Raw genomic sequence first — 22,554 nt, forward strand, 5'->3', positions numbered from 1 at the left:
CGACTGGGATGTGCAGCACGTGCGTTTCCTGAATGACATCCAGCCCTCGTACGACCTGACGTACGACGACGTGTTCATGGTGCCGAGCCGCTCCGCCGTGGGCTCCCGGCAGGGCGTGGACCTCGGCTCCCCGGACGGCACGGGCACCACCATCCCGCTCGTCGTCGCCAACATGACCGCCATCGCGGGGCGCCGCATGGCCGAGACGGTGGCCCGGCGCGGCGGCCTCGTGGTCATCCCGCAGGACATCCCGATCGAGGTCGTCACCGACGTCGTCTCCTGGGTGAAGAGCCGTCACCACGTCCTGGACACCCCCATCGTGCTGGCCCCGCACCAGACCGTCGCCGACGCGCTGTCCCTGCTGCCCAAGCGCGCGCACGACGCCGGCGTCGTCGTCGACGAGGACCACAAGCCGGTCGGCGTGGTCACCGACGCCGACCTGAGCGGCGTGGACCGCTTCACCCAGCTCGAAGAGGTCATGTCCAAGGACCTGATCCTCATCGACGCGGACATGGACCCGCGCGAGGCCTTCAACACCCTCGACGCCGCCAACCGCCGCTACGCGCCCGCCGTCGACAGGGACGGCCGCCTCGCCGGCATCCTGACCCGCAAGGGCGCCCTGCGCGCCACGCTGTACACCCCGGCGACCGACGCGAACGGCAGGCTCCGCATCGCCGCCGCCGTCGGTATCAACGGCGACGTGGCGGGCAAGGCCAAGCAATTGCTGGACGCGGGCGTGGACACCCTCGTCATCGACACCGCGCACGGTCACCAGGAGTCGATGATCAGCGCCGTCAAGGTGGTGCGCGACCTCGACCCGCAGGTCCCGATCGTCGCGGGCAACATCGTCTCCGCCGAGGGCGTGCGCGACCTGATCGAGGCGGGCGCCGACATCATCAAGGTCGGCGTCGGACCCGGTGCCATGTGCACCACCCGCATGATGACCGGCGTCGGCCGGCCGCAGTTCTCCGCGGTCCTGGAGTGCGCCGCCGAGGCGAAGAAGTACGGCAAGCACGTGTGGGCCGACGGCGGCATCCGCCACCCGCGCGACGTGGCGATGGCCCTCGCGGCCGGCGCCTCCAACGTGATGGTCGGCTCCTGGTTCGCGGGCACGTACGAGTCCCCGGGCGACCTCCAGCACGACGCCAACGGCCGCCCCTACAAGGAGTCGTTCGGCATGGCCTCCGCGCGCGCGGTGCGCAACCGCACCTCCGAGGAGTCGGCCTACGACCGGGCCCGCAAGGCGCTGTTCGAGGAGGGCATCTCCACCTCCCGGATGTTCCTCGACCCGACCCGCCCGGGCGTCGAGGACCTCATCGACTCGATCATCGCGGGCGTCCGCTCCTCCTGCACCTACGCCGGTGCCGCCTCCCTGGAGGAGTTCGCCGAGAAGGCCGTCGTCGGCATCCAGAGCGCCGCCGGCTACGCCGAGGGCAAGCCGCTGCACGCCAGCTGGAGCTGAGCGCGCACCCGAGCCCGTACGAACGGCCCCCTGACCTCCCCGCGTGGGGAGGCCGGGGGCCGTCCTCGTGTGCTCGGGGGGCCGGCGCCTGCCGGCCACGGACCGCGGCCGCACCGGGGACCGGCAAGCGGACAGGCCGGGGAAGCGCCTGCGCGCCGGACCGAGGCCCGGGAAGCCGCCGGGACCGGCCGCAGAGATCGGGTCCGACGCGGCGGAGGCAGTCGAGGCACGAGCCGTCGCGGGCGAGGCGGACAGTCGCTGACCAGGGCCGATCCGCCGCCCTGTGGCCCCGTACGCAACGCTGCGCAGCCTCTGCGCAACGAATGCGCGCCCGGTCCCGGTGAACGCAACGATCGTGCGGACACGCGCAAGGTTGCTGCATTACGGGGACACCGCCCCGCTCGTAGTGTTCTGCGCTGTACGTGGCGTGGCGGGTACCCCGCTCGGTGGGTTCCCGCTTCCGCGAGGAACGTCGCCGGTACCCGCTGCTCCAGAGAAGCCCGCCGGGAGCCCGCCCGCTCACCACCGGCGGCGAACGGCAGCGACAAAGGAGTCAACGCGTGCTCGACCCAGGCGCACCCTCGCACCACCACGCACCGGCCACCCCCACGTCCCCGGGCCTGGCCGCGCGCCTCATGCGCCGCAAGCCCGTCGAACGCCTGGTCGCCGAGGGCGGCCAGGGCGAAGGCGGCACCCTCCGTCGCTCCCTGGGCCTGTGGCAGCTGACGATGATCAGCATCGGCGCCACCCTCGGCACCGGCATCTTCGTCGTCCTCGGCGAAGCCGTCCCCAAGGCCGGCCCGGCCGTCACGCTCTCCTTCGTCATCGCCGGCCTGACGGCACTCTTCTCGGCCCTCTCCTACGCCGAGCTGGCGGGCACCATCCCGGTCGCCGGATCCTCCTACTCGTACGCCTACGCGACGATGGGCGAGCTGGTCGCCTGGGTCTGCGGCTGGTGCCTGGTCCTGGAGTACGGCGTGTCGGTGGCCGCCGTCGCCGTCGGCTGGGGCGAGTACCTCAACGAACTCCTCGACGGCACCATCGGCGTCACCATCCCGGCCGCCCTGTCCGCCCCGCCCGGCGACGGCGGCGTCTTCAACCTGCCCGCGCTGATCGTGGTGCTCCTCGCCATGACCTTCCTGCTGGGCGGCGCCCGCGAGTCCGCCCGGGCCAACACCGTCATGGTCGTCGTCAAGATCGCCGCACTGGTGCTGTTCTGCGCGATCGGCGTGCAGGGCTTCCGCTCCGGCAACTATGAGAACTTCATGCCGCTCGGCATGGCCGGGGTCAGCGCGGCCGGCGCGACGCTCTTCTTCTCGTACATCGGCTTCGACGCCGCCTCCACCGCCGGTGAGGAGGCGAAGAACGCCCAGCGCGACCTGCCCCGCGCCATCATGCTCTCCCTCGTCATCGTCACGGTGCTGTACGTCCTCGTGGCGGCCGTCGCCGTCGGCGCCAAGCCCTGGCGGAACTTCACCGACTCCGAGGCCTCCCTCGCCCGGATCATGACCGACGTCACCGGTCAGGACTTCTGGGGCACCCTGCTGGCGTTCTGCGCGGTCGTCGCCATCGCCAGCGTCGTCCTCACCGTGCTCTACGGCCAGACCCGCGTCCTGTTCGCCATGTCCCGCGACGGGCTCGTGCCCAAGGTGTTCTCCCGGGTCCACCCGAAGACCGGCGCGCCCCGCGCCAACACGCTGATCGTCTCCCTGTTCTGCGGCGTCCTCGCCGCCGCCATCCCGCTCGGACAGCTCGCCGACGCCACCAGCATCGGCACCCTCTTCGCCTTCGCCCTGGTCAACGTGGCCGTCGTGGTGCTGCGCCGGACCCGCCCGGACATGCGCCGCACCTTCCGGGTGCCGCTGTCGCCGGTCCTGCCGGCGCTGGGCTTCGCCTTCTGCGTCTGGATGATGGGCAGCCTGTCCACCGTCACCTGGGTGGTCTTCGGTGTCTGGATGGCGGTCGGGCTCGTGTTCTACTTCGTATACGGCCATCGCCGTTCCCGGCTCGCCACGCCGGACAGCTCAGAAGCCCGGACGCACCAGAAGTGAAGTGAACCACCCGCAGTGCTGAACGATCTCGACGAACGCATCGTGCACGCCCTCGCCGAGGACGCCCGCCGCTCCTACGCGGACATCGGGCAGTCGGTCGGCCTGTCCGCGCCCGCCGTGAAACGGCGCGTGGACCGGCTGCGCGCCACCGGAGCCATCACCGGCTTCACCGTACGGGTCGATCCCGCCGCACTCGGCTGGGAGACCGAGGGGTTCGTCGAGATCTTCTGCCGCCGCAACACCTCGCCGGAGACCATCCAGCGGGGCCTGGAGCGCTACCAGGAGATCGTGGCCGCGTCCACCGTCACCGGGGACGCGGACGCGGTCGCCCAGGTCTTCGCCTCCGACATGCGGCACTTCGAACGGGTCCTGGAGCGCATCGCCGGAGAGCCGTTCGTGGAGCGGACCAAGTCCGTGCTGGTGCTCTCGCCGCTGCTGCGCCGCTATTCGTCGGGGTCGCCCGCGTAATCGGTGGGCCGGGGGCGCGCCGCGCCGCTAGCATCGGTGCCATGACCTGGCGACATTGATCCACCAGCCGTGCCTCCTCCCGAGGACCGCCTCGGACGCCGTACCCCCGGTGTCCGATCCGCCCCCTCGGGAAGGCCTCATGACTCTCTCACCCGAGCGTGCCCCCGCCACCGCCGGTACCCGGCGGCTGACGCGCACGCTGTACGCCTCCGCGTTCTGCGACGACTTCGTCCTGCTCTACCCGGTGTACGCGCTGCTGTTCAGCGACACCGGTCTGTCGGTCTGGCAGATCTCCTCCCTGTTCGCCCTGTGGTCGTCGACCAGTGTGCTTCTGGAGGTGCCCTCCGGCGTCTGGGCCGACGCCGTCTCCCGGCGGCGGCTGCTGGTGATCGGCCCGCTGCTCACCGCGGCCGGCTTCGCCCTGTGGGTGCTCGTGCCCTCCTACGGCGCCTTCGCTCTCGGCTTCGTGCTGTGGGGAGCCGGCGGAGCGCTCGGCTCGGGGGCGCTGGAGGCGCTGGTCCACGACGAACTGGACCGGGCCGGCGCGGCAGACCGGTACGCCCGCGTCATGGGCCGGGCGCGGGCGATCGGGATCGCCGCGACGATGACCGCGATGGGCCTGGCCGGTCCGGTGTTCGACCGGGGCGGCTACGGGGCGGTGGGCGCGGCGAGCGTGCTGGTCTGCCTGGCCGGTGCCGCCGTGGCGACACGGTTCCCCGAGCACCGCGAACCGTCCGCCGGCGGCGACGGCTGGACCGCGACGCTGCGCGCCGGACTCGCCGAGGCCCGTGCCGACCGCTCCGTGCGCGGCGCGCTGCTGCTCGTGCCGGCCGTGACGGCGGTGTGGGGCGCGCTCGACGAGTACACGCCGCTGCTGGTGCGGGACACCGGCGTCGCGCACCGGACCGTTCCCTGGCTGCTGCTGGTGATCTGGGCCGGCGCCACGGCCGGCAGCCTGCTCGCCGGCGCGGCCGAACGCCTGACCACCAGAGGGTTCGCCGCCCTGCTCGCGGGCTCCGCGCTCGCCCTGGCGATCGGCGCCGCGGCGGGCACCCCGGCCGCCCTGGTCCTGGTCGCGCTGGCCTTCGGCGGCTTCCAGCTGGCCACCGTGCTGGCCGACGCGCGCCTCCAGCGGCGTATCGACGCCGCCGGACGGGCCACGCTGACCTCGGTCGCGGGCCTCGGCACGGAACTGGGCACCCTCGCCACCTACGGCGCCTACGCGGCGGCGGCCACGGTGACGGGGCACGGCGCCGCGTTCGCCTGGTCCGCGGTGCCGTACCTGCTGACAGCCCTGCTGCTGGCCACCGTCGCCCGTCCTACAGCGGCGGCTGCCAGGGCACGACCTCGAAGTCGCCGGTCCCCTTCCTGACCTTCTCGTAGGGCGCCGAACTCACGCACCGGGGCAGCTCCCCGCCCTGCGCGGCGCTGCCCGTCGCGGCCCAGCTGTAGCCGAGCCGGTCGTGGCGGCCGCGGTCGTGGACCGTGACGCCGACCCGCCTGCCCTCGGCACCGGGCAGGTCGGAGTCGGTGATGACGCCGGAGACGACGGCCACGTCACCGCCGGTCAGCAGGCAGTCGACGTCGGCCTTCGCCCGGGCACCCCTGCCGTTGACGTAGTGGCTGAACTCGAACGTGCCGGTGGCCCGGAGCGGATCGTCGCTGTCCTCGGCCGCCAGGTGGGCGTCGAAGGTGAAGGTGATGTCGTCCCCGGCGGTCCGGTACAGCTTGGCGCTGCCGGTGAGCGCCGCGGCCTCTGACGCGGGTCGCTCCTCGTGCGGCCCGGAGGCGACGGCGGCGCCGGTGGTGACGGCGGTGAGCAGCAGTGCGGCACAGAGTGCGGCGGTCGTCGTACGGCGTTTCATGGTGTCCTCCGTGGGCGGAAGCCGGTGAACTCGAACGGTCACCACTGTTCCGGCGCCGCGCCCCCGCCACATCGCGCCCGGGAAGGGAACGCCCTCCGCCGCACGGCGGGGGGAGGGCACGCGTGCCTGCCTCCCGGGGCGGAGCCGGGCGTACGACCCGGGGCGCGGGCGCGCGACGAATCGCCGGGTGGCGAGCGGGCGCCGACACCGGCTCACCGACCGTCGCCCGGCCCGCTCCGTGCCGCGTACACGGCCCGGCCCCGTTCGGCGGCGGACCGTCCGGGCCGGGGCGGGAGCGGACGGACAACGAATCACCGGCAGACGCGCCGCGGACGCAACGATCCGCCCACAGGCGCGCAACAGGTGCTTCTTGTCCGGCCGGGTCGCCGACCGTACCGTCTATCTGACCCCCGACCCCGTCCCACCGGTGAGGAACACGCATGCGCACCGCCCTGCTCCAGAGCTCCGGCCGGCCCGGCTCCCCCGCCGAGAACCTCAAGGTCCTCGACGAGGCCGCGGGCCGGGCCGCCGCGGCGGGCGCCGGGCTGCTCGTCACCGCCGAGCTGTTCCTGACCGGATACGCGATCGGCGACGACATCGGAGTCCTCGCCGAGCCCGCCGACGGCGACTCGGCCGACGCCGTCGCCGAGATCGCCGGCCGGCACGGGCTCGCCGTCGCGTACGGCTACCCGGAACGGGACGGCGAGAGCGTCCACAACTCCGTCCAGCTGATCTCCGCCGACGGCACCCGCCTCGCCGGCTACCGCAAGACCCACCTCTTCGGCTGCTTCGAGCGCGACCACTTCACGCCCGGCGAGCAGCCGGTCGTCCAGGCGGAACTCGACGGGGTGACCGTCGGCCTGATGATCTGCTACGACGTGGAGTTCCCGGAGAACGTCCGCGCGCACGCGCTGGCCGGCACCGACCTGCTGCTCGTCCCCACCGCGCAGATGCACCCGTTCCAGTTCGTCGCCGAGTCCGTCGTGCCGGTGCGGGCCTTCGAGAACCAGATGTACGTGGCGTACGTCAACCGCGTCGGCCAGGAGGGCGAGTTCGAGTTCGTCGGGCTCTCCACCCTCGCCGGCCCCGACGGCACCGCCCGCGTCCGGGCCGGGCGTGCCGAGGAACTGGTCCTCGCCGACGTCGACCCCGCCTTCCTCGCCGCGTCCCGCGAGACCAACCCGTATCTGAAGGACCGCCGCCCCGGCCTCTACGGCTCCCTCGCCTGACCCCCCACCGCCACGCCCCCCCCGTTCCACCTGTGCAAGGAGTCCGTACCCCATGACGTCCACCGTGCCGAACGCGATCGAGCACGCAGACGAGCAGCAGCCGCCGATCACCATGTTCGGGCCGGACTTCCCGTACGCGTACGACGACTTCCTCGCCCACCCCGCGGGCCTCGGCCAGATACCCGCGACCCAACACGGCACCGAGGTCGCCGTCATCGGCGGCGGCCTGTCCGGCATCGTCGCCGCCTACGAGCTGATGAAGATGGGCCTCAAACCCGTCGTCTACGAGGCCGACCGGATCGGCGGGCGGCTGCGCACCGTCGGCTTCGACGGGTGCGACCCCGCCCTGACCGCCGAGATGGGCGCCATGCGCTTCCCGCCCTCCTCCACCGCCCTTCAGCACTACATCGACCTGGTGGGACTTCAGACCCGCTCGTTCCCCAACCCCCTCGCCGAGGCGACGCCCTCGACCGTCGTCGACCTCAAGGGCGAGTCGCACTACGCCGAGACCCTCGACGACCTGCCCCAGGTCTACCGTGACGTCGCCGACGCATGGGCGAAGTGCCTCGAAGAGGGCGCCGACTTCTCCGGCATGAACCGCGCCCTGCGCGAGCGCGACGTCCCGCGCATCCGTGAGATCTGGGCGAAGCTCGTGGAGAAGCTCGACAACCAGACCTTCTACGGCTTCCTCTGCGACTCCGAGGCCTTCAGGTCCTTCCGGCACCGCGAGATCTTCGGCCAGGTCGGCTTCGGCACCGGCGGCTGGGACACCGACTTCCCCAACTCCATCCTGGAGATCCTCCGGGTCGTCTACACCGAGGCCGACGACCACCACCGCGGAATCGTCGGCGGCTCCCAGCAACTGCCGCTGAGGCTCTGGGAGCGCGAGCCGGAGAAGATCGTCCACTGGCCGTACGGCACCTCGCTGAAGTCCCTGCACGTGGGCGGCGACCCGCGCCCGGCCGTGACCCGTCTCACCCGCACCGCCGGCAACCGCATCACCGTGACCGACGCCGACGGCGACATCCGCACCTACCAGGCGGCGATCTTCACCGCACAGTCCTGGATGCTGCTCTCGAAGATCGCGTGCGACGACTCGCTCTTCCCGATCGACCACTGGACCGCGATCGAGCGGACCCACTACATGGAGAGCTCCAAGCTCTTCGTGCCGGTGGACCGGCCCTTCTGGCTGGACAAGGACGAGGACACCGGGCGGGACGTCATGTCGATGACGCTCACCGACCGCATGACCCGCGGCACCTACCTCCTCGACGACGGCCCCGACAAGCCCGCCGTCATCTGCCTCTCCTACACCTGGTGCGACGACAGCCTCAAGTGGCTGCCGCTGTCCGCGAACGAGCGGATGGAGGTCATGCTGAAGTCGCTCGGCGAGATCTACCCGAAGGTCGACATCAGGAAGCACATCATCGGCAACCCGGTGACGGTCTCCTGGGAGAACGAGCCCTACTTCATGGGCGCGTTCAAAGCCAACCTCCCCGGTCACTACCGCTACCAGCGGCGCCTGTTCACGCACTTCATGCAGGAGGAGCTGCCCGCGGACAAGCGGGGCATCTTCCTCGCCGGCGACGACATCTCCTGGACCGCGGGCTGGGCCGAGGGCGCCGTCCAGACCGCCCTGAACGCGGTCTGGGGCGTCATGCACCACTTCGGCGGCGAGACCGACGCGACCAATCCCGGCCCGGGTGACGTCTACGACGAGATCGCACCGGTCGAGCTCCCCGAGGACTGACCCGTCCGTCAGACCCCGGCCGCGCGAGCCTTCTCGTACACCTCGGCGGCCACGTCCTTCAGCTCCTCGGCGTCCCGCACGGAGCCCTGGAGGTCGATGAGGATCTCGTCGAGGCCGATCTCGGCGTGCGCGGCGAGATCCTCGACGATCCGGTCGACGCCGCCGTGGAAGGGGCGGCGGCGGGCGCCCTCGTGGGCCGACGCGCGATAGCGGGCGTTGATCCGCAGCACCGTACGGATCGGCTCGGTACGGCCGCGTTCGTCGGCCAGGTCGCGCAGCCGCCGCCACTGTTCGGCCACGACCTCGACGCCGACGCCGTTCGGCAGCCAGCCGTCGGCGTGGTCGACCAGCCGGCGCCGGGCCCTGTCGCTGCTCGCCGCCAGCATGACCGGGATCGGCCGGGCGGGCTTGGGGCCGACCACGGCGGACGCGATCCTCGTGACCTCGCCCTCGTACACGACCGGGTCAGGCCCCCAGACCGCGCGGCACACCCCGATCAGCTCGTCCAGGGCCCGGCCGCGCTCGGCGAACGGCCGCACCGACGCCGCCGCGTACTCGTCGTGGGACCAGCCCGTGCCGAAGCCGGCGACGACCCGGCCACCGCTCGCCGCGTCCAAGGAGGCCAGCGCCTTCGCGAGCCGGAAGGGCAGGTGCAGCGGGGCGATCAGGACGCTGGTGCCCAGCTCCGCCCGTTCGGTGGCCGCCGCGGCGAGGGTCAGGGTGACCAGCGGCTCCGCCACGTCCCGGTACTCGTCCGGCCAGGGCCGGCCCTCGATGCCGTACACGCCCTGGGTGGCGGGCTCGGGGAACAGGGCCCGCTCGAAGACCCACAGGCTCTCGTAGCCCATCCGTTCCGCCGCGCGGGCCACGTCGGGGACGTCCTTGCCGAGGTCGTACTGCCGCATCTGGGGGAGGCCGAGACCGAGCCGGGTCGTCATGTCCGGGTGCTCCTTCGCAGTCGAGGTGCGATGTTGCCCTGGGCTTCAACGTACAACGACCGCGCGGCAGTTCCGGGAGCGCGGACCGGGAACATCCGGCCGGTCAGTCCGGCAGCGGTGTGAGCAGCATGCGGCCGGAGAAGCCCACCGCCGCGTCCAGCCGCTCGGTGAACTCCCCGGCGACGTCGGGCAGCCGGCGCAGCGCCCACAGCGCGCGGGCCGTCGCCCAGGCGGCGTCGCGGGCGCGCTCCAGGCTCCAGGAGCCGAGCAGGTGGGTCAGCGGGTCGGTGATCCGCAGGAGGTCGGGACCCGGCATCAGCTCGTCGCGGATGCGCTCCTCCAGCGACACGAGGAGATCACCCACCCAGTCGAACTCGTCCTCCAGGTCGACGGGTTCGCAGCCGAGCGTACGACAGGTGTCCACCACGGCCAGCGCGAGATCGTGGCCGATGTGCGCGTTGATGCCCGCCAGCGCGAACTGCAACGGCCGTACACCGGGATGGCGGCGGAACTGGAACAGGGGGCGCCAGCACGCGGGCGGACGGTGCTCGTCGCCCGGCGCGTCGACGGCGGCCAGATAGCGCTCCGCGAACCGCACGTCCAGCGCGATCGCAGCCCTGGAGTCCGTGAAACGACCGCTGTCGATGTGCCGGTCGACGGTCTCGGTGACGGTCAGGTAGACGCGGTTGAACACCGCCACCCCGTCCCGGGCGGGCAGCATCGTGTCGAGGGCGCGCATCCGGGAAAGGACCGTGTCCACCGTTTGGACGGCCGCCGTGACTTGTTCGCTGTGCGCCATGGCGGCAGCGTCGCAGCTTTAGGCTGGCGGGAGTGCCGGCGGGCCCGACGCTTCCCCAGAACGGGGGAACGCGCCCGCCGTGCGGGGGAGGGGGAACCACACGTGTCAGGCCTTCGTGCCCGGCGCCTGGCCGCTCGCAGGGCCGAGCGCAGGCGTGCCGCCCGCCGCAGCGCGATGGTCGCGGCGGCGTCCGTCGTGGTCGCGGTGGGCACCGTGACCGGCATGCTGTCCGCGCTCGGTGACGACGGCGGCGGTGTGGGCGAGGCCCGTCCGGAGGTGACGCGGTCGCCGCGGCTGCAGTCCCTGCCCGTCGTACCGCCCCCGTCGTCGGCGTCACCGTCCGTCTCCGCCTCGCCCTCCGCCCCGGCGAGGAAGGCGAGCCGGAGCCCCGTACCGAAGAAGAGGCCGGAGAAGTCCGAGAAGTCCGAGGAGAGGGAGCCCCGGACGACGACCCCGGCCTCCACCCGGCTCTACCGGCACCCCGAGTCCCAGGTCCTCGACTGGGTCCGGGCCCACCCCGACGACCCGCGCCAGGACCTCATCCAGTCCCGGATAGCCGATCACCCGGCCGCCGTGTGGTTCGCCGACTACACGCCCGGGACGATCACCTCCCGGGTCCGCGCCGTCACCTCGGGCGGTGCCGAAGCGGGCCGGGTGCCGGTCGTCGTGCCGTACGCGATACCCGACCGCGACTGCGGCGGTCACTCCCAGGGCGGGGCGCCCGACCTCGACGCGTACGACGACTGGATCGACCGCTTCGCCGCCGGGCTCGGCACGGGTGACGTCATCATCGTCCTGGAGCCCGACTCTGTCGCCCAGGCCGAGTGCATGTCCGCCGGTGAGCGCGCCGACCGCTTCGCCTCCCTGGCCCGCGCCGGCCGGGTGCTGAAGGACGCCAACCCCCGAGCCCGGGTCTACTTCGACGCGGGCCACTCCGGCTGGCACGCGCCCGCCAAGCAGGCGGGCTGGCTGAAGCAGGCGGGCGCCGCCTCGGCCGACTCCTCCGACGGCATCTTCAGCAACGTCTCCAACTTCCACACCACCGCCGACGAGGTCGCCTACGACCGCGCGGTCCTCGACGCCCTCGGCGGCCCCGCCGGCCTGGGCGCCGTCATCGACACCAGCCGCAACGGCAACGGCGCCCCGGCCGACGGCGAGTGGTGCGACCCGGCCGACCGCAGGATCGGGCGCACACCGACCCTGAGCACCGGCATGGGGCGCGTCGACGCCTACCTGTGGGTCAAGCTGCCCGGGGAGTCGGACGGCTGCAAGGGGAAGCCGGGCACGTTCACGCCGTCCTACGCCTACGACTTGGCGCGCTGAGCCCCGTCGCCGCCGTCCTCGCCCTTCTCGTCGTACGACGACGTGCCCTCGTCCAGCAGCGGCGCCTGCGTCTTGAGGTGGGCCGGGGCGAAGGCCCGCAGCGCGTGGTAGCCGGTGATGACGACCACGGTGCCGAGCGCGATGCCGCTGAGGGAGAAGGTGTCGGTGAACTCCATGCTGACGTTGCCGACGCCGATGATGATGCCCGCGGCGGCCGGCACCAGGTTCAGCGGATTGCGCAGGTCCACCTTGGCGTTGATCCAGATCTGGGCGCCGAGCAGACCGATCATGCCGTAGAGGATGACCGTGATGCCGCCGAGGACACCACCGGGGATCGCGGCCACGACCGCGCCGAACTTCGGGCAGAGGCCGAAGAGGAGGGCGAAGCCGGCGGCGGCCCAGTAGGCGGCCGTCGAGTAGACCCGGGTCGCGGCCATCACGCCGATGTTCTCGGAGTACGTCGTGTTCGGCGGGCCGCCGACCGCGGTGGACAGCATCGAGCCGACGCCGTCCGCGGAGATCGCCGTGCCGAGCTTGTCGTCGAGGTTGTCGCCGGTCATCTCGCCGACCGCCTTGACGTGCCCGGCGTTCTCCGCGACCAGCGCGATGACGACCGGCAGGGCGACCAGGATCGCGGACCACTCGAAACTCGGCCCGTGGAAGGACGGCAGCCCGATCCAGTCGGCCTGGCCCACGGCGGACAGGTCCAGCCGCCAGTGGTCGGTGAGCTTGCCGCTGCCGTCCACCGAGTGGATCTGCCCGAAGATCCGGTCGAGTACCCAGGAGAGCGCGTAGCCGAAGACCAGCCCCAGGAAGATCGCGATCCGGGACCAGAAGCCGCGCAGGCACACCACGGCCAGACCGGTGAACAGCATCACCAGCAACGCCGTCCACTGGTCCTGCGGCCAGTAGGTGGACGCGGTGACGGGGGCGAGGTTGAAGCCGATCAGCATCACCACCGCGCCGGTGACGACCGGCGGCATCGCGGCGTGGATGATCCGCGCCCCGAACCGTTGCACGGCCAGTCCCACCAGGAACAGCGCGGCCCCGACGACCAGGACCGCACCGGTCACCGTGGCGCTGGTGCCGCCCTGCGCCCGGATCACCGCGGCGACGCCGACGAAGGAGAGCGAGCAGCCGAGGTAGCTGGGCACCCGGCCGCGGGTGGCGAGCAGGAAGATGACGGTCGCCACGCCCGACATCATGATCGCGAGGTTGGGGTCCAGGCCCATCAGGACCGGGGCCACGAAGGACGCCCCGAACATGGCCACCACGTGCTGGGCGCCCAGCCCGGCCGTGCGGGGCCACGAGAGCCGTTCGTCGGGGCGGACCACCGCTCCGGGTGCGGGCGTGCGCCCGTCACCGTGCAGCTTCCAGCGCACGCCGAGGTCCATGGTGAGGTTTCGCTTTCTCTGTACGTGAGGACTGTCCGGACCATTGTCAGGGGTACCGGACGGTCCCACGTCCCGCACCCCCCGCTGACCAGCACCTTCCCGGCCGCCGCTGCTGAGCGTTCGCTTAGGATGGAGGCGATCCGCCGTACGTGAGCACGACCGAGCAAGACCTGGAGCCCGCCCGTGACCGCCGAAGCCCCCGCCGCGCCCCTTCTCTCCTACGGCCGGCTCGTCCCCGTCACCGTCCACTTCGACGACCTGGACGCGCTCGGCCTGCTGCACAACGCCCGGTACCCGGTGATGGTCGAACGGGCCTGGGCCGAGCTGTGGACCGAGCACGGCTTCCGGTTCGAGGGCGACTGGGCGGCGGCCGGCGACGCCTGCAACGCCGTCAAGGAACTGACGATCACCTACGACGCCCCGGTCACCCGGCCGGGAGCCTACGCCGTCCACCTCTGGCTGGACCGGCTCGGCACGACCGGGCTGACGTACGGCTTCCGCTTCTGCTCGGCGGACGGCGCCACCACGTACGCCCGCGGCACCCGGGTGCTGGTCCGGCTGGATTCTGAGACGCTGCGCCCGGCGCCGTGGAGCGACGCCTTCAGGACTGCCGGTCGGGCACTCCTGCGTTCGACGGACTGATCTTCGGGCGGTCCCGGTCCCCGGCGCGCAGCACCTTCGCGAACACCACCAGGCAGCAGGCCAGCGCGGTCACCAGACCGAACGACACCACCAGGCTGGTCACCTGGGCCAGACCGCCGATCGCGCTCGGGGCGACCAGACCGGAGGTGTACGTGATGGTGGCGACGCCCGCGATGGCCAGGCTCGGGTTGGAGCCGGCGCGGCCGGCCGCGGCGAAGCACAGCGGGATGACGACGGCTATGCCGAGGCCCATCAGTGCGAAGCCGGTCATCGCCACCGCCGGATGGCCCCCGAGGACGATGAGCAGACCGCCGAGGGTGGCCAGCACACCGCTCACCCGGACCGTGCGCACCGCGCCGAACCGGTCCACCACCTTGTCACCGGCGAACCGGGCCAGGGCCATGGTCAGCGTGAAGCCCGTCGTGCACGCCGCCGCCAGACCGGCCGAGGCCTCCAGCTGGTCCCGCAGGTAGACCGCCGACCAGTCCAGGCTCGCGCCCTCCGCGAACACCGCGCAGAACCCGACCGCGCCGATCAGCAGCGCCGACCTCGGCGGCAGCGCGAACCTCGGCGGCGGGTCCTCGTCCTCGGCGGGCTGGAGGTCCAGCACCCAGGTGCAGGCCACCAGGCCCGCTGCCGTCAGCGCCGCGGCGGCCAGGACGTGGTGCAGCCGGGCGTCCGCACCCAGATGGGCGGCGAGCGTGCCGGCCGCCGAGCCGACCAGGGCGCCCGCGCTCCACATGCCGTGCAGTCCGGACATGATCGACTTGTCGAGCCGGTTCTCGATCTCGACGCCGAGCGCGTTCATCGCCACGTCCGACATGCCCGCCGTGGCGCCGTAGACGAACAGGGCGAGGCAGAGGGTGAGCAGGTTCGGGGCGAGGGAGGGCAGGACCAGCGCCAGCGTCCACAGGGCCAGCAGACCGCGCAGCGCGGTGCGGGCGCCGAAGCGGTGACTGACGCTGCCCGCCAGCGGCATGGCCAGCGACGCGCCGAGCGCCGGGAACGCGAGCGCCAGACCCAACTGGCCCGCGCTCACTCCCGCATGGTCCTGGATCCACGGGACGCGCGTCGCGAACGATCCGGTGACGGCGCCGTGCACGGCGAACACGGCCGCCACGGCATACCGGGCGCGCCTCACCGTGCGTTGCTCGTAGACCACTGCGCTCATTCTCGGGCCCCTCCGTCGGGTCTGCACCGGCTCGACTGCCTGGCGTCACTGAGCTCACCGCGCTCACTGCGCCGGGTAAACTATCAGGAACCCTGCCTGATAGATAGGGGATTCTCGGCGTGGGCCTCCGCGCCGCCGATCTGGAAGGATCCCGGCATGCCCGCATCCCCGAGCACCGCCCGGGCCATCAACGACCGGCTCGCCCTGCATCTGCTCCAGCAGGAAGGCCCGTTGACGGCAGGGCAGCTGAAGAACCTGACCGGCCTGTCCCGGCCCACCGTGGCCGACCTCGTCGAACGCCTCACCGCCTCCGGCCTGATCGAGGTGGCGGGGGAGTCGGGCGAGCAGCGCCGCGGGCCGAACGCCAAGCTGTACGGCATCGTCGCCGAACGCGCCCACCTCGCCGCCCTCGACGTACGCACCGGGGGCGTCGCCGTGCTGGTGTCCGACCTGCTCGGCCGGGTGCTCGCCGAGGCGTCCGTGCCGATCGGCGACGACACCGGGACGGGCCCCGCCGTGGAACAGGCGGTGGGCCTGGTCGAGCGCGCGGCGAAGGAGGCCGGGGCCGACCGGCTGCACAGCGTCGGCATCGGCGCGCCCGGCCTGATCGACCCGGTCAGTGGGGAGCTGCGCGATTCCACAGGACTGCCCGAATGGCATCGCCGGCTGATGGCCGCGTTGCAGGAGAAGTTCCCCGAGGCACGCATCGGCGTGGAGAACGAGACCAACCTCGCCGCCCTGGCCGAGCAGCGCGACGGGGCGGCCCGGGACCGGGACACGTTCGTCCTGCTCTGGCTCGGCCTCGGCATCGGCGCCGCGGTCGTTCTCGACGGCACGCTGCGGCGGGGTGTCTCCGGGGGCGCGGGCGAGATCGGCTTCCTGCCGGTGCCGGGCACCCCGGGCCTGCCGTCGGCCACCGACTGCGACGGCGGCTTCCATTCCGTGGCCGGGGCTGCCGCGGTGAACGCCCTGGCGGCGCGGCACGGCGTGACGGCAACGCCCGAGGGGGCCGAGCCGCACGCCGCAGCGCTGGTACGGGAGGCGGTACGCCGGTCGCAGGCGTCCCGGAGCCGGCATCCTGCCCCGGACGCGGACGCGGACGCGGACGCGGACGCGGACGCGGTGCGGTTCCTCGACGAGCTCGCCGACCGGGTCGCCCTCGGGGCCGCCGCCGTCGTATCCGTCCTGGACCCCGGCTGTCTGGTGCTGGCCGGCGAGGTAGGCCGGGCCGGCGCCGGCACGCTCGCCGCCCGTGTCCAGCACCGCCTCACCCGGATGTCGCCGCTCGCCACGGAGGTACGGCCCAGCACGCTGGGCGGCGGCGCCGTGCTGCGCGGGGCGCTGCTGACCGCCCGCGACCGTGCCCAGGACGAGCTGTTCGCCCCGCCGGAGCGGTGACCGGCGGGGCGTTCGACGCCACTTCCGCGGCGGTGGCGGTGGCGGTGGCGCCTCCGGGGTGGTCGGGCCGGCGCCTTGGGTGGCCCGGCGGCGGGCAAGGGCCTTCGTCACCGCCGCCGGGCCGGTCTCGTCGGGGTCAGCAGGCGCCGAGGTCCTGCCAGACGCCCCATTCACCGGTGGTGCCGGGTTCCTCGCCCTTCGTCCACCACTTGGACTTCCACGAGTGCCCCTCGTGGGAGACCGTGACGCCGGTGCCGTACGCCGTGGCCGCTTCCCAGGCCGGGGCCGCGCACTGACCGGTGCCGTCCGTCGGACTCGGGCTCGGGCGGGGGGTCTCCGTGCCCGTGGGCGTCGGGGTGGGGGTCGGTGTCTGCGTCCCCGGGTCCACCACGGTCGTGCCCCGTGCGAGGTCGCCGGCCAGGGCGTACGCCTTGCCGCCGATCGTCACCGTCCAGTTCGACGGGGTCGACACGGGCAGGTAGTAGTTGAACGACAGGTCGACGGTCGCGCCCGGCGCCAGCGACTGCCACGCCGGCAGCTTCAGCGACACCCGGTGGAAGTCACCCTTCAGGCCGCCCGTGTTGCCACCCGTGTGGTCGCTGCTGATGACCTTGGTGCCGAAACCGGACTGGTCGGAGGCGTTCCCCGGGGCCGAGGTCGCGTAGTCGAACTGGAACTCCGTACCGCCCGGCAGCGCGGTCTTCGTGTTGTTGGTGATCCGCAGCTTGGGCGTGATCGGATAGTTGGAGTCGCCCAGCTTGTAGTCCGTGAACTCCACGTCCACGTTCACGGCCTCCGCCGGCAGGTCCGCGTTCGACTTCTTCGCGCCGTACGGCGCGGCCGACCTGAACGTGTCGTACATCAGCGTGGTGAGGGTGTCGCCCCTCTCGTACTGGCCCTTGGTGGCGTTCCAGCCGTAATCGCCGGCCAGCTCCCAGATCATCGCGCCGCCGATGCCGCGGTCCACCACGTAGTCGGCCTTGGCCCTGACCGACTGCTCGTCCTCGGTGGAGAGGAAGACCTTCTTCTCGGCGTTCCACAGCCAGGGCGCGACCAGCGTCGAGTCGTACTTGCGGGCATAGGTGCCCGTCAGCTTCGTGTCCGCCGGGAAGCCGTAGTCGGTGACGTAGTCGCCGACGATGCCCTTCTCGAGGTTCTTGGCGTGCCACATCGGGTTGGAGCCCGCCGGGGACTCCTTGCCGTCGGCGTCGAGGTCGTGCCAGAGGTTGTCGATGCCGACGGCGCCGTCACCGCACTTGGTCAGGCCGGAGCCCGCCGGGCAGGAGGAGGCGGACGCCTTGCCCCACAGGCCGTCGGTTCCGCCCTGGACGTTCTTGTGGCCGCGGGTGTAGTACGGCAGGCCGATGTTGATGCGGCCGGCCGGCATGGAGCCGCGGAAGTAGTGGTAGGCCCAGTCGGTGTTGAGGTAGCCGATGCCGCCGTACTGGGCACTGCCGTAGACGCCCGCGGCGGCCAGCTCGGCGTCCTTGCCGTCGTCGAAGAGGGAGGCGTTCGGGCCGGCGTACTCGTTCCAGGCGCCGTGCAGGTCGTAGGACATGATGTTGACGTAGTCCAGGTACTTCTGGACCTGGAAGGTCTCCATGCCGCGCAGCAGGTACCCGGAGGACGGCGCGGCGACGGAGAGGAGGTAGTGCTTCCCGTCCGTGGCGCCCGCGCGGTCGAGCTTCTCGCGCAGCGTCTTCATCAGGGCCGCGTAGCCCTTGACCAGTCCGGCCCGGCGGCCGTTGGCGAACGACCAGTCCAGCGGGTTGCCCGCGTCCTTCATCGTCGTCGGGTACTCGTAGTCGATGTCGACACCGTTGAAGCCGTACTTCCGTACGAAGTCCACCGCCGAGTCCGCGAAGGTGTCGATGCCGGCGTGGTTGACCGAGCCGTCGGCGTTGGTGGCCATCGAGTAGAACCCGCCCGAGTCCACACGCGTGCCGTCGTCCGCGAAGTAGCCGCCCGTCTCCGCCCAGCCGCCCACCGAGATCATCGTCTTGACGTCCGGGTGCTGCTTCTTGAACTTGTTCAGCTGGTTGAAGTGGCCCTGGTAGGGCAGGTCCGGGTCCATCTCGGCGCCCTTCACCCCTGGCCACGTCATGCCGGTCGCCGGGTTCTTCGCGCTGTCCGGGCCGACGGAGAGCTTGTTGCCGCCGTCGACGTGGGCGAATGCGTAGTTGATGTGGGTGATCCTGTCCCACGGGATGTCCGAGGCCAGATACGCCGGCTTGCCGTCCTTGCCGGTGCGCCAGCCCGTGAAGTAGCCGATCACGCGACGCGGGTGGTCCGCGCCCATCTTCTCCCGGCCCGCCGAGTCGTAGACCGAGCAGTGGGGGACATCGACGCCAGGGGTCTGGTAGAGCCCGTCGGGGCGGCAGGTTTCCTGGTCGGCGGCTTGTGACGCGGTCGCCGGGAGGCCGGCCAGCAGTAGGCCGGCGACGGCGGCGGCCGCCGCGAACAGGGCCGGCCCCGCCCTGTGGCGGGTTCTGGAGCGTGACGGGGAAGGCACAGTCGGTTCCTCTCCACGGAAGTTGCGCAGACCCTAGAGAGGACTAGACCAGTGAGTCAATAGGTATGGACCAATCTCAAGGCGGGGTGGCAGCACCCCGGTTGGGGGAGGTCGTGGCGCGACCGGACCCCGGGAGGGAGCGCTCTGTGAGCCACTCCACACACTCCGTCCGCGTGGACGGGGATCAGGCGTGGCACACTGGCCCTGTACCAGAAGCAGCGCACTCCGGGGTCGGTGAAAGTCCGAACCGGCGGTTACAGTCCGCGACCCGGTCGCCTCCAGCGACCGGTTGACCAGGTGAAATTCCTGGACCGACGGTTAAAGTCCGGATGGGAGGCAGTGCGCGGCGGGCGAGCACACGTGCGCGCCGCCGACCTCTGGGCTCGCCCGACGCCGGGCGGGTCCCGTCCGGCGTCGTTCCCGGTGTCCTCGCTCGCGGTCTCTGTCGTCCTCGACAGCCCCGGAGTCCGTGCCCGAAGAGGCAGGGAGGACCCGGGAAGTGTTCACCGGAATCGTCGAAGAGCTGGGCGAGATCACCGCCGTCGAAACCCTCGACGACGCCTGTCGCTTCCGCCTGCGCGGCCCCGTGGTCACCGAAGGCGCACGCCACGGCGACTCCATCGCCGTCAACGGCGTCTGCCTCACGGTCGTCGACCACGAGGGCGACGAGTTCACCGCGGACGTGATGGCCGAGACCCTGAACCGCTCCAGCCTGGGCGTCCTCACCACCGGCTCCCGCGTCAACCTGGAGCGCCCCACCGCCGTCGGCGCCCGGCTCGGCGGACACATCGTGCAGGGCCACGTCGACGGCACCGGCGAGATCCTGGAGCGCAAGCCCTCCGAGCACTGGGAGCTCGTGAAGATCTCCCTCCCCGCGGACCTCACCCGCTACGTCGTGGAGAAGGGCTCCATCACCGTCGACGGCATCAGCCTCACCGTCGTCGACGCCGGCCCCGACTTCTTCACCGTCAGCCTCATCCCCACCACCCTCGCCCTGACCACGCTCGGCCTGAAGCAGCCCGGCGACCCGGTCAACCTCGAGGTGGACGTCATCGCCAAGTACGTCGAGCGCCTGCTCGGCGCCCAGGGGGGCACCCGGTGAACTGGCTCAACTCCGAGGCGTTCACGCTCTTCGACCAGCACATCAAATGGTCGGACATGATCGGCAACGTGATCGGCCTGCTCGGCCTCGCCCTCGGCTGGCGACGCTCCATCTGGACCTGGCCCGTGCAGTTCGTCTCCGGGCTCGTCCTCTTCACGGCCTTCGCCACCGCCCACCTCTCCGGCAGCGCGGGCAAGCAGATCGTCGTCATGGTCGTCGCCGCCTGGGGCTTCTGGCAGTGGAACCGCGGCCGGCAGCAGACGCAGGACGGCTCCATCGCCGTCCGGTTCGCCACCTGGCGAGAGCGCGGCGCCCTGCTCGCCGCCGCAGCGATCGGCACCCTCGCCGTCGGCGGCCTGTTCACCGCCTTCCCGACCCTGTCCTGGGACCCCTGGCCGGACGCGTACATCTTCGTCGGCACCGTCGTCGCCATGTACGCCCAGGCCCGCGGCATGGTCGAGTTCTGGTTCGCCTGGCTGCTGGTCGACCTGGTCGGCGTCCCGCTGAACTTCGCCAACGGCTTCGCCTTCTCCGGCTTCGTCTACGTCATCTACGGCGCGCTCGTTCTGTGGGGCCTGCGCGACTGGTGGCTGCGCTCCCGCACCGCGGCGCGGCCCGTCCCGGAAGGAGCGCCCGCATGAGCACGGCACCGATCCTCTACAGCACCGACGGCCTCGACGACCTGGCCCTCGACCCGATCGAACAGGCCATCGCGGACATCGCCGCCGGACGCCCGGTCGTCGTCGTCGACGACGAGAACCGCGAGAACGAGGGCGACCTCGTCATCGCCGCCGAGAAGGCGACCGAGGAGATCGTCGCCTTCATGATGAGCGAGTGCCGCGGACTGATCTGCGCCCCCATGGAGGGCGACGAACTGGACCGGCTGCGGCTCCCGCAGATGGTCGACGACAACACCGAGTCGATGAAGACCGCCTTCACCGTCTCCGTGGACGCCACCGCCGCGCACGGCGTCAGCACCGGCATCTCGGCCGCCGACCGCGCCACCACCCTCCAGCTCCTGGCGAGCGGCACCGCCGAACCGACCGACCTGGTCCGCCCCGGGCACATCTTCCCGCTGCGCGCCCGCTCCGGCGGCGTGCTCGTCCGAGGCGGCCACACCGAGGCCGCCGTCGACCTCGCCCGCCTCGCGGGCCTGCGTCCGGCCGGCGCCATCGTCGAGATCGCCGGCGAGGACGGGCGCATGCTGCGGCTGCCCGAGCTGATCCCGTTCGCCCGCAAGCACGGCCTGACGATCATCTCCATCGAGGACCTCGTCGCCTACCGCCGCAGCGAGGAGCCCACCGTCCGCCGCGAGGCAGAGGTACACCTGCCCACCCGGCACGGCGACTTCACGGCGTACGGCTACCGCTCCACCGTCGACGGCGTCGAGCACGTCGCCCTGGTGCACGGCGAGATCGGTGACGGAGCGGACGTCCTGACCCGTATCCACTCCGAGTGCCTCACCGGCGACGTCTTCGGCTCCCAGCGCTGCGACTGCGGCCCCCAGCTGGACGCCTCCCTGGACCGCATCCAGGCCGAGGGCCGGGGAGTCGTCGTCTACCTGCGCGGCCACGAGGGACGCGGCATCGGCCTGATGTCCAAGCTGCGCGCCTACGAACTCCAGGAGCGCGGCCGGGACACCCTGGACGCCAACCTGGAACTCGGCCTGCCCGCCGACGCCCGCGACTACGGTGCCGGCGCCCAGATCCTGAGCGACCTCGGCGTGCGCGCCGTCCGCCTGATGACCAACAACCCGGACAAGAGCGACGCCCTGGAACGGCACGGCATCGAGGTCACCGGCCGCGAGCCGATGCCCGTCCAGGCCGGCGAACACAACCTCCGCTACCTGCGCACCAAGCGGGACCGGATGGGACACGACCTGCCCTGGCTGGACACGACGCCCGTGTCCACCTGCGGCAACCAGTAAGCAAGCAACGCGAGGAGAGACGTGAGCGGCAAGGGTGCACCGGAGCTGTCCGTACGCAACGTGGGCGACCTGCGGGTCGCCGTCATCGCGGCACAGTGGCACGACAAGGTGATGGACGGACTGGTGGACGGCGCTCTGCGCGCCCTGCACGAGCTGGGCATCGACGAGCCGACCCTGCTCAGGGTCCCCGGCAGCTTCGAGCTCCCGGTCGTCGCCAAGGTCCTCGCCGGACGCGGCTACGACGCGATCGTCGCCCTCGGCGTCGTCATCCGCGGCGGCACCCCCCACTTCGACTACGTGTGCCAGGGAGTGACCCAGGGCCTCACCCAGGTCTCGGTCGACACCGGTGTCCCCATCGGCTTCGGCGTGCTCACCTGCGACACCGAGGAGCAGGCCCTGGACCGGGCCGGCATCGAGGGCTCCAGCGAGGACAAGGGCCACGAGGCGGTGACCGCGGCGGTCGCCACGGCGGCCACCCTCCGCTCAGTATCCGAACCGTGGCGTTAGGCCGGTCGGCACTACG

The 22,554-nt window shown here is 72.0% G+C and carries 19 protein-coding genes and 1 riboswitch; of the genes, 13 read left to right on the forward strand and 6 right to left on the reverse strand.

The genetic code is table 11. The features are described 5' to 3' along the window. Positions 1-19: 19 nt before the first annotated feature. From ACH4F2_RS09060 to ACH4F2_RS09075, 4 genes are all read left to right on the forward strand, one after another. Complete coding sequence (locus ACH4F2_RS09060; RefSeq protein ID WP_398132032.1) at positions 20-1,462, forward strand: GuaB1 family IMP dehydrogenase-related protein; 1,443 nt, start codon at positions 20-22, stop codon at positions 1,460-1,462. Positions 1,463-2,022: 560 nt separating this feature from the next. Beyond that, a complete protein-coding gene (locus ACH4F2_RS09065) occupies positions 2,023-3,513 on the forward strand; it encodes an amino acid permease (RefSeq protein ID WP_398132033.1) in 1,491 nt (496 codons plus the stop codon). Positions 3,514-3,528: 15 nt separating this feature from the next. Continuing rightward, positions 3,529-3,981 carry an Lrp/AsnC family transcriptional regulator gene (locus tag ACH4F2_RS09070; protein ID WP_398132034.1) on the forward strand — a complete coding sequence of 151 codons (453 nt, stop codon included), beginning with the start codon at positions 3,529-3,531 and terminating at the stop codon, positions 3,979-3,981. A 139-nt stretch (positions 3,982-4,120) separates the two neighbouring features. Beyond that, the gene (locus tag ACH4F2_RS09075) at positions 4,121-5,353 is read left to right on the forward strand and encodes an MFS transporter (protein WP_398132035.1); all 1,233 of its coding nucleotides are present in this window, start codon (positions 4,121-4,123) and stop codon (positions 5,351-5,353) included. Here ACH4F2_RS09075 and ACH4F2_RS09080 read toward each other — a convergent pair. Beyond that, on the reverse strand, positions 5,301-5,846 hold the full coding sequence (locus ACH4F2_RS09080; RefSeq protein ID WP_398132036.1) for a Repetin: 546 nt from the start codon (positions 5,844-5,846) through the stop codon (positions 5,301-5,303). The genes ACH4F2_RS09075 and ACH4F2_RS09080 overlap by 53 nt on opposite strands. 440 nt (positions 5,847-6,286) lie before the next feature. Here ACH4F2_RS09080 and ACH4F2_RS09085 point away from each other — a divergent pair, with 440 nt between their 5' ends. Both ACH4F2_RS09085 and ACH4F2_RS09090 read left to right on the forward strand, forming a co-directional pair. Continuing rightward, complete coding sequence (locus ACH4F2_RS09085; protein WP_398132037.1) at positions 6,287-7,075, forward strand: carbon-nitrogen hydrolase family protein; 789 nt, start codon at positions 6,287-6,289, stop codon at positions 7,073-7,075. A 52-nt stretch (positions 7,076-7,127) separates the two neighbouring features. Continuing rightward, positions 7,128-8,825 carry a flavin monoamine oxidase family protein gene (locus tag ACH4F2_RS09090; RefSeq protein WP_398132038.1) on the forward strand — a complete coding sequence of 566 codons (1,698 nt, stop codon included), beginning with the start codon at positions 7,128-7,130 and terminating at the stop codon, positions 8,823-8,825. A gap of 8 nt (positions 8,826-8,833) precedes the next feature. On the opposite strand, the gene ACH4F2_RS09095 is transcribed toward ACH4F2_RS09090, so the two are convergent. Together ACH4F2_RS09095 and ACH4F2_RS09100 are read right to left on the reverse strand one after the other, a co-directional pair. Further along, positions 8,834-9,763: an LLM class F420-dependent oxidoreductase gene (locus tag ACH4F2_RS09095; RefSeq protein ID WP_398132039.1), complete on the reverse strand. Its 930-nt coding sequence runs from the start codon at positions 9,761-9,763 to the stop codon at positions 8,834-8,836. Between the two features lie 103 nt (positions 9,764-9,866). Beyond that, positions 9,867-10,562 (reverse strand): DUF5995 family protein, encoded by a 696-nt coding sequence (locus ACH4F2_RS09100; protein ID WP_398132040.1) that lies wholly within the window; start codon positions 10,560-10,562, stop codon positions 9,867-9,869. A 174-nt stretch (positions 10,563-10,736) separates the two neighbouring features. Here ACH4F2_RS09100 and ACH4F2_RS09105 point away from each other — a divergent pair, with 174 nt between their 5' ends. Beyond that, positions 10,737-11,885, forward strand: coding sequence for a glycoside hydrolase family 6 protein (locus tag ACH4F2_RS09105; protein ID WP_398132102.1), 1,149 nt, complete (start codon positions 10,737-10,739; stop codon positions 11,883-11,885). Here the strand turns inward: ACH4F2_RS09105 and ACH4F2_RS09110 are convergent. Continuing rightward, positions 11,867-13,279, reverse strand: a complete 1,413-nt coding sequence (locus tag ACH4F2_RS09110; RefSeq protein WP_398132041.1) for a uracil-xanthine permease family protein — start codon at positions 13,277-13,279, stop codon at positions 11,867-11,869. The two genes, ACH4F2_RS09105 and ACH4F2_RS09110, sit on opposite strands and share 19 nt — an antisense overlap. Positions 13,280-13,462: 183 nt before the next feature. Here ACH4F2_RS09110 and ACH4F2_RS09115 point away from each other — a divergent pair, with 183 nt between their 5' ends. Then, the gene (locus tag ACH4F2_RS09115; protein WP_398132042.1) at positions 13,463-13,921 is read left to right on the forward strand and encodes an acyl-CoA thioesterase; all 459 of its coding nucleotides are present in this window, start codon (positions 13,463-13,465) and stop codon (positions 13,919-13,921) included. On the opposite strand, the gene ACH4F2_RS09120 is transcribed toward ACH4F2_RS09115, so the two are convergent. Then, a complete protein-coding gene (locus ACH4F2_RS09120; RefSeq protein ID WP_398132043.1) occupies positions 13,881-15,092 on the reverse strand; it encodes an MFS transporter in 1,212 nt (403 codons plus the stop codon). The genes ACH4F2_RS09115 and ACH4F2_RS09120 overlap by 41 nt on opposite strands. Positions 15,093-15,248: 156 nt before the next feature. Here ACH4F2_RS09120 and ACH4F2_RS09125 point away from each other — a divergent pair, with 156 nt between their 5' ends. Beyond that, positions 15,249-16,490: an ROK family transcriptional regulator gene (locus ACH4F2_RS09125; RefSeq protein WP_398132044.1), complete on the forward strand. Its 1,242-nt coding sequence runs from the start codon at positions 15,249-15,251 to the stop codon at positions 16,488-16,490. Positions 16,491-16,626: 136 nt separating this feature from the next. Here the strand turns inward: ACH4F2_RS09125 and ACH4F2_RS09130 are convergent, their stop codons facing one another. Continuing rightward, the gene (locus ACH4F2_RS09130; RefSeq protein WP_398132045.1) at positions 16,627-19,002 is read right to left on the reverse strand and encodes a chitinase C-terminal domain-containing protein; all 2,376 of its coding nucleotides are present in this window, start codon (positions 19,000-19,002) and stop codon (positions 16,627-16,629) included. A 216-nt stretch (positions 19,003-19,218) separates the two neighbouring features. Beyond that, positions 19,219-19,349: riboswitch (FMN riboswitch) on the forward strand. 152 nt (positions 19,350-19,501) lie between these two features. Between ACH4F2_RS09130 and ACH4F2_RS09135 the strand changes: the two genes are divergently transcribed. From ACH4F2_RS09135 to ribH, 4 genes are read left to right on the forward strand one after another with little or no spacing between them, the layout of a single operon-like run. Beyond that, positions 19,502-20,104, forward strand: a complete 603-nt coding sequence (locus tag ACH4F2_RS09135; protein WP_398132046.1) for a riboflavin synthase — start codon at positions 19,502-19,504, stop codon at positions 20,102-20,104. Continuing rightward, positions 20,101-20,745: a nicotinamide riboside transporter PnuC gene (locus tag ACH4F2_RS09140; RefSeq protein WP_398132047.1), complete on the forward strand. Its 645-nt coding sequence runs from the start codon at positions 20,101-20,103 to the stop codon at positions 20,743-20,745. Before ACH4F2_RS09135 ends, ACH4F2_RS09140 begins: the two co-directional genes overlap by 4 nt. Next, entirely contained in the window at positions 20,742-22,031 is a 1,290-nt protein-coding gene (locus ACH4F2_RS09145) for a bifunctional 3,4-dihydroxy-2-butanone-4-phosphate synthase/GTP cyclohydrolase II (protein WP_398132048.1), read from the forward strand. The genes ACH4F2_RS09140 and ACH4F2_RS09145 overlap by 4 nt, the downstream gene beginning before the upstream one ends. A 21-nt stretch (positions 22,032-22,052) precedes the next feature. After that, positions 22,053-22,538: a 6,7-dimethyl-8-ribityllumazine synthase gene (gene ribH, locus ACH4F2_RS09150; RefSeq protein ID WP_398132049.1), complete on the forward strand. Its 486-nt coding sequence runs from the start codon at positions 22,053-22,055 to the stop codon at positions 22,536-22,538. Positions 22,539-22,554: the final 16 nt, after the last annotated feature.

This window comes from Streptomyces sp. NPDC017890, from assembly GCF_044328675.1.
Lineage (GTDB): Bacteria > Actinomycetota > Actinomycetes > Streptomycetales > Streptomycetaceae > Streptomyces.

Coding starts and splice junctions, on each gene's coding strand:
- ACH4F2_RS09110 (WP_398132041.1), bottom strand. CDS start 13,279: ATGGACCTCGGCGTGCGCTGGAAGCTGCACGGTGACGGGCGCACGCCC.
- ACH4F2_RS09105 (WP_398132102.1), top strand. CDS start 10,737: ATGGTCGCGGCGGCGTCCGTCGTGGTCGCGGTGGGCACCGTGACCGGC.
- ACH4F2_RS09100 (WP_398132040.1), bottom strand. CDS start 10,562: ATGGCGCACAGCGAACAAGTCACGGCGGCCGTCCAAACGGTGGACACG.
- ACH4F2_RS09120 (WP_398132043.1), bottom strand. CDS start 15,092: ATGAGCGCAGTGGTCTACGAGCAACGCACGGTGAGGCGCGCCCGGTAT.
- ACH4F2_RS09085 (WP_398132037.1), top strand. CDS start 6,287: ATGCGCACCGCCCTGCTCCAGAGCTCCGGCCGGCCCGGCTCCCCCGCC.
- ACH4F2_RS09145 (WP_398132048.1), top strand. CDS start 20,742: ATGAGCACGGCACCGATCCTCTACAGCACCGACGGCCTCGACGACCTG.
- ACH4F2_RS09075 (WP_398132035.1), top strand. CDS start 4,121: ATGACTCTCTCACCCGAGCGTGCCCCCGCCACCGCCGGTACCCGGCGG.
- ACH4F2_RS09090 (WP_398132038.1), top strand. CDS start 7,128: ATGACGTCCACCGTGCCGAACGCGATCGAGCACGCAGACGAGCAGCAG.
- ACH4F2_RS09080 (WP_398132036.1), bottom strand. CDS start 5,846: ATGAAACGCCGTACGACGACCGCCGCACTCTGTGCCGCACTGCTGCTC.
- ACH4F2_RS09125 (WP_398132044.1), top strand. CDS start 15,249: ATGCCCGCATCCCCGAGCACCGCCCGGGCCATCAACGACCGGCTCGCC.
- ACH4F2_RS09095 (WP_398132039.1), bottom strand. CDS start 9,763: ATGACGACCCGGCTCGGTCTCGGCCTCCCCCAGATGCGGCAGTACGAC.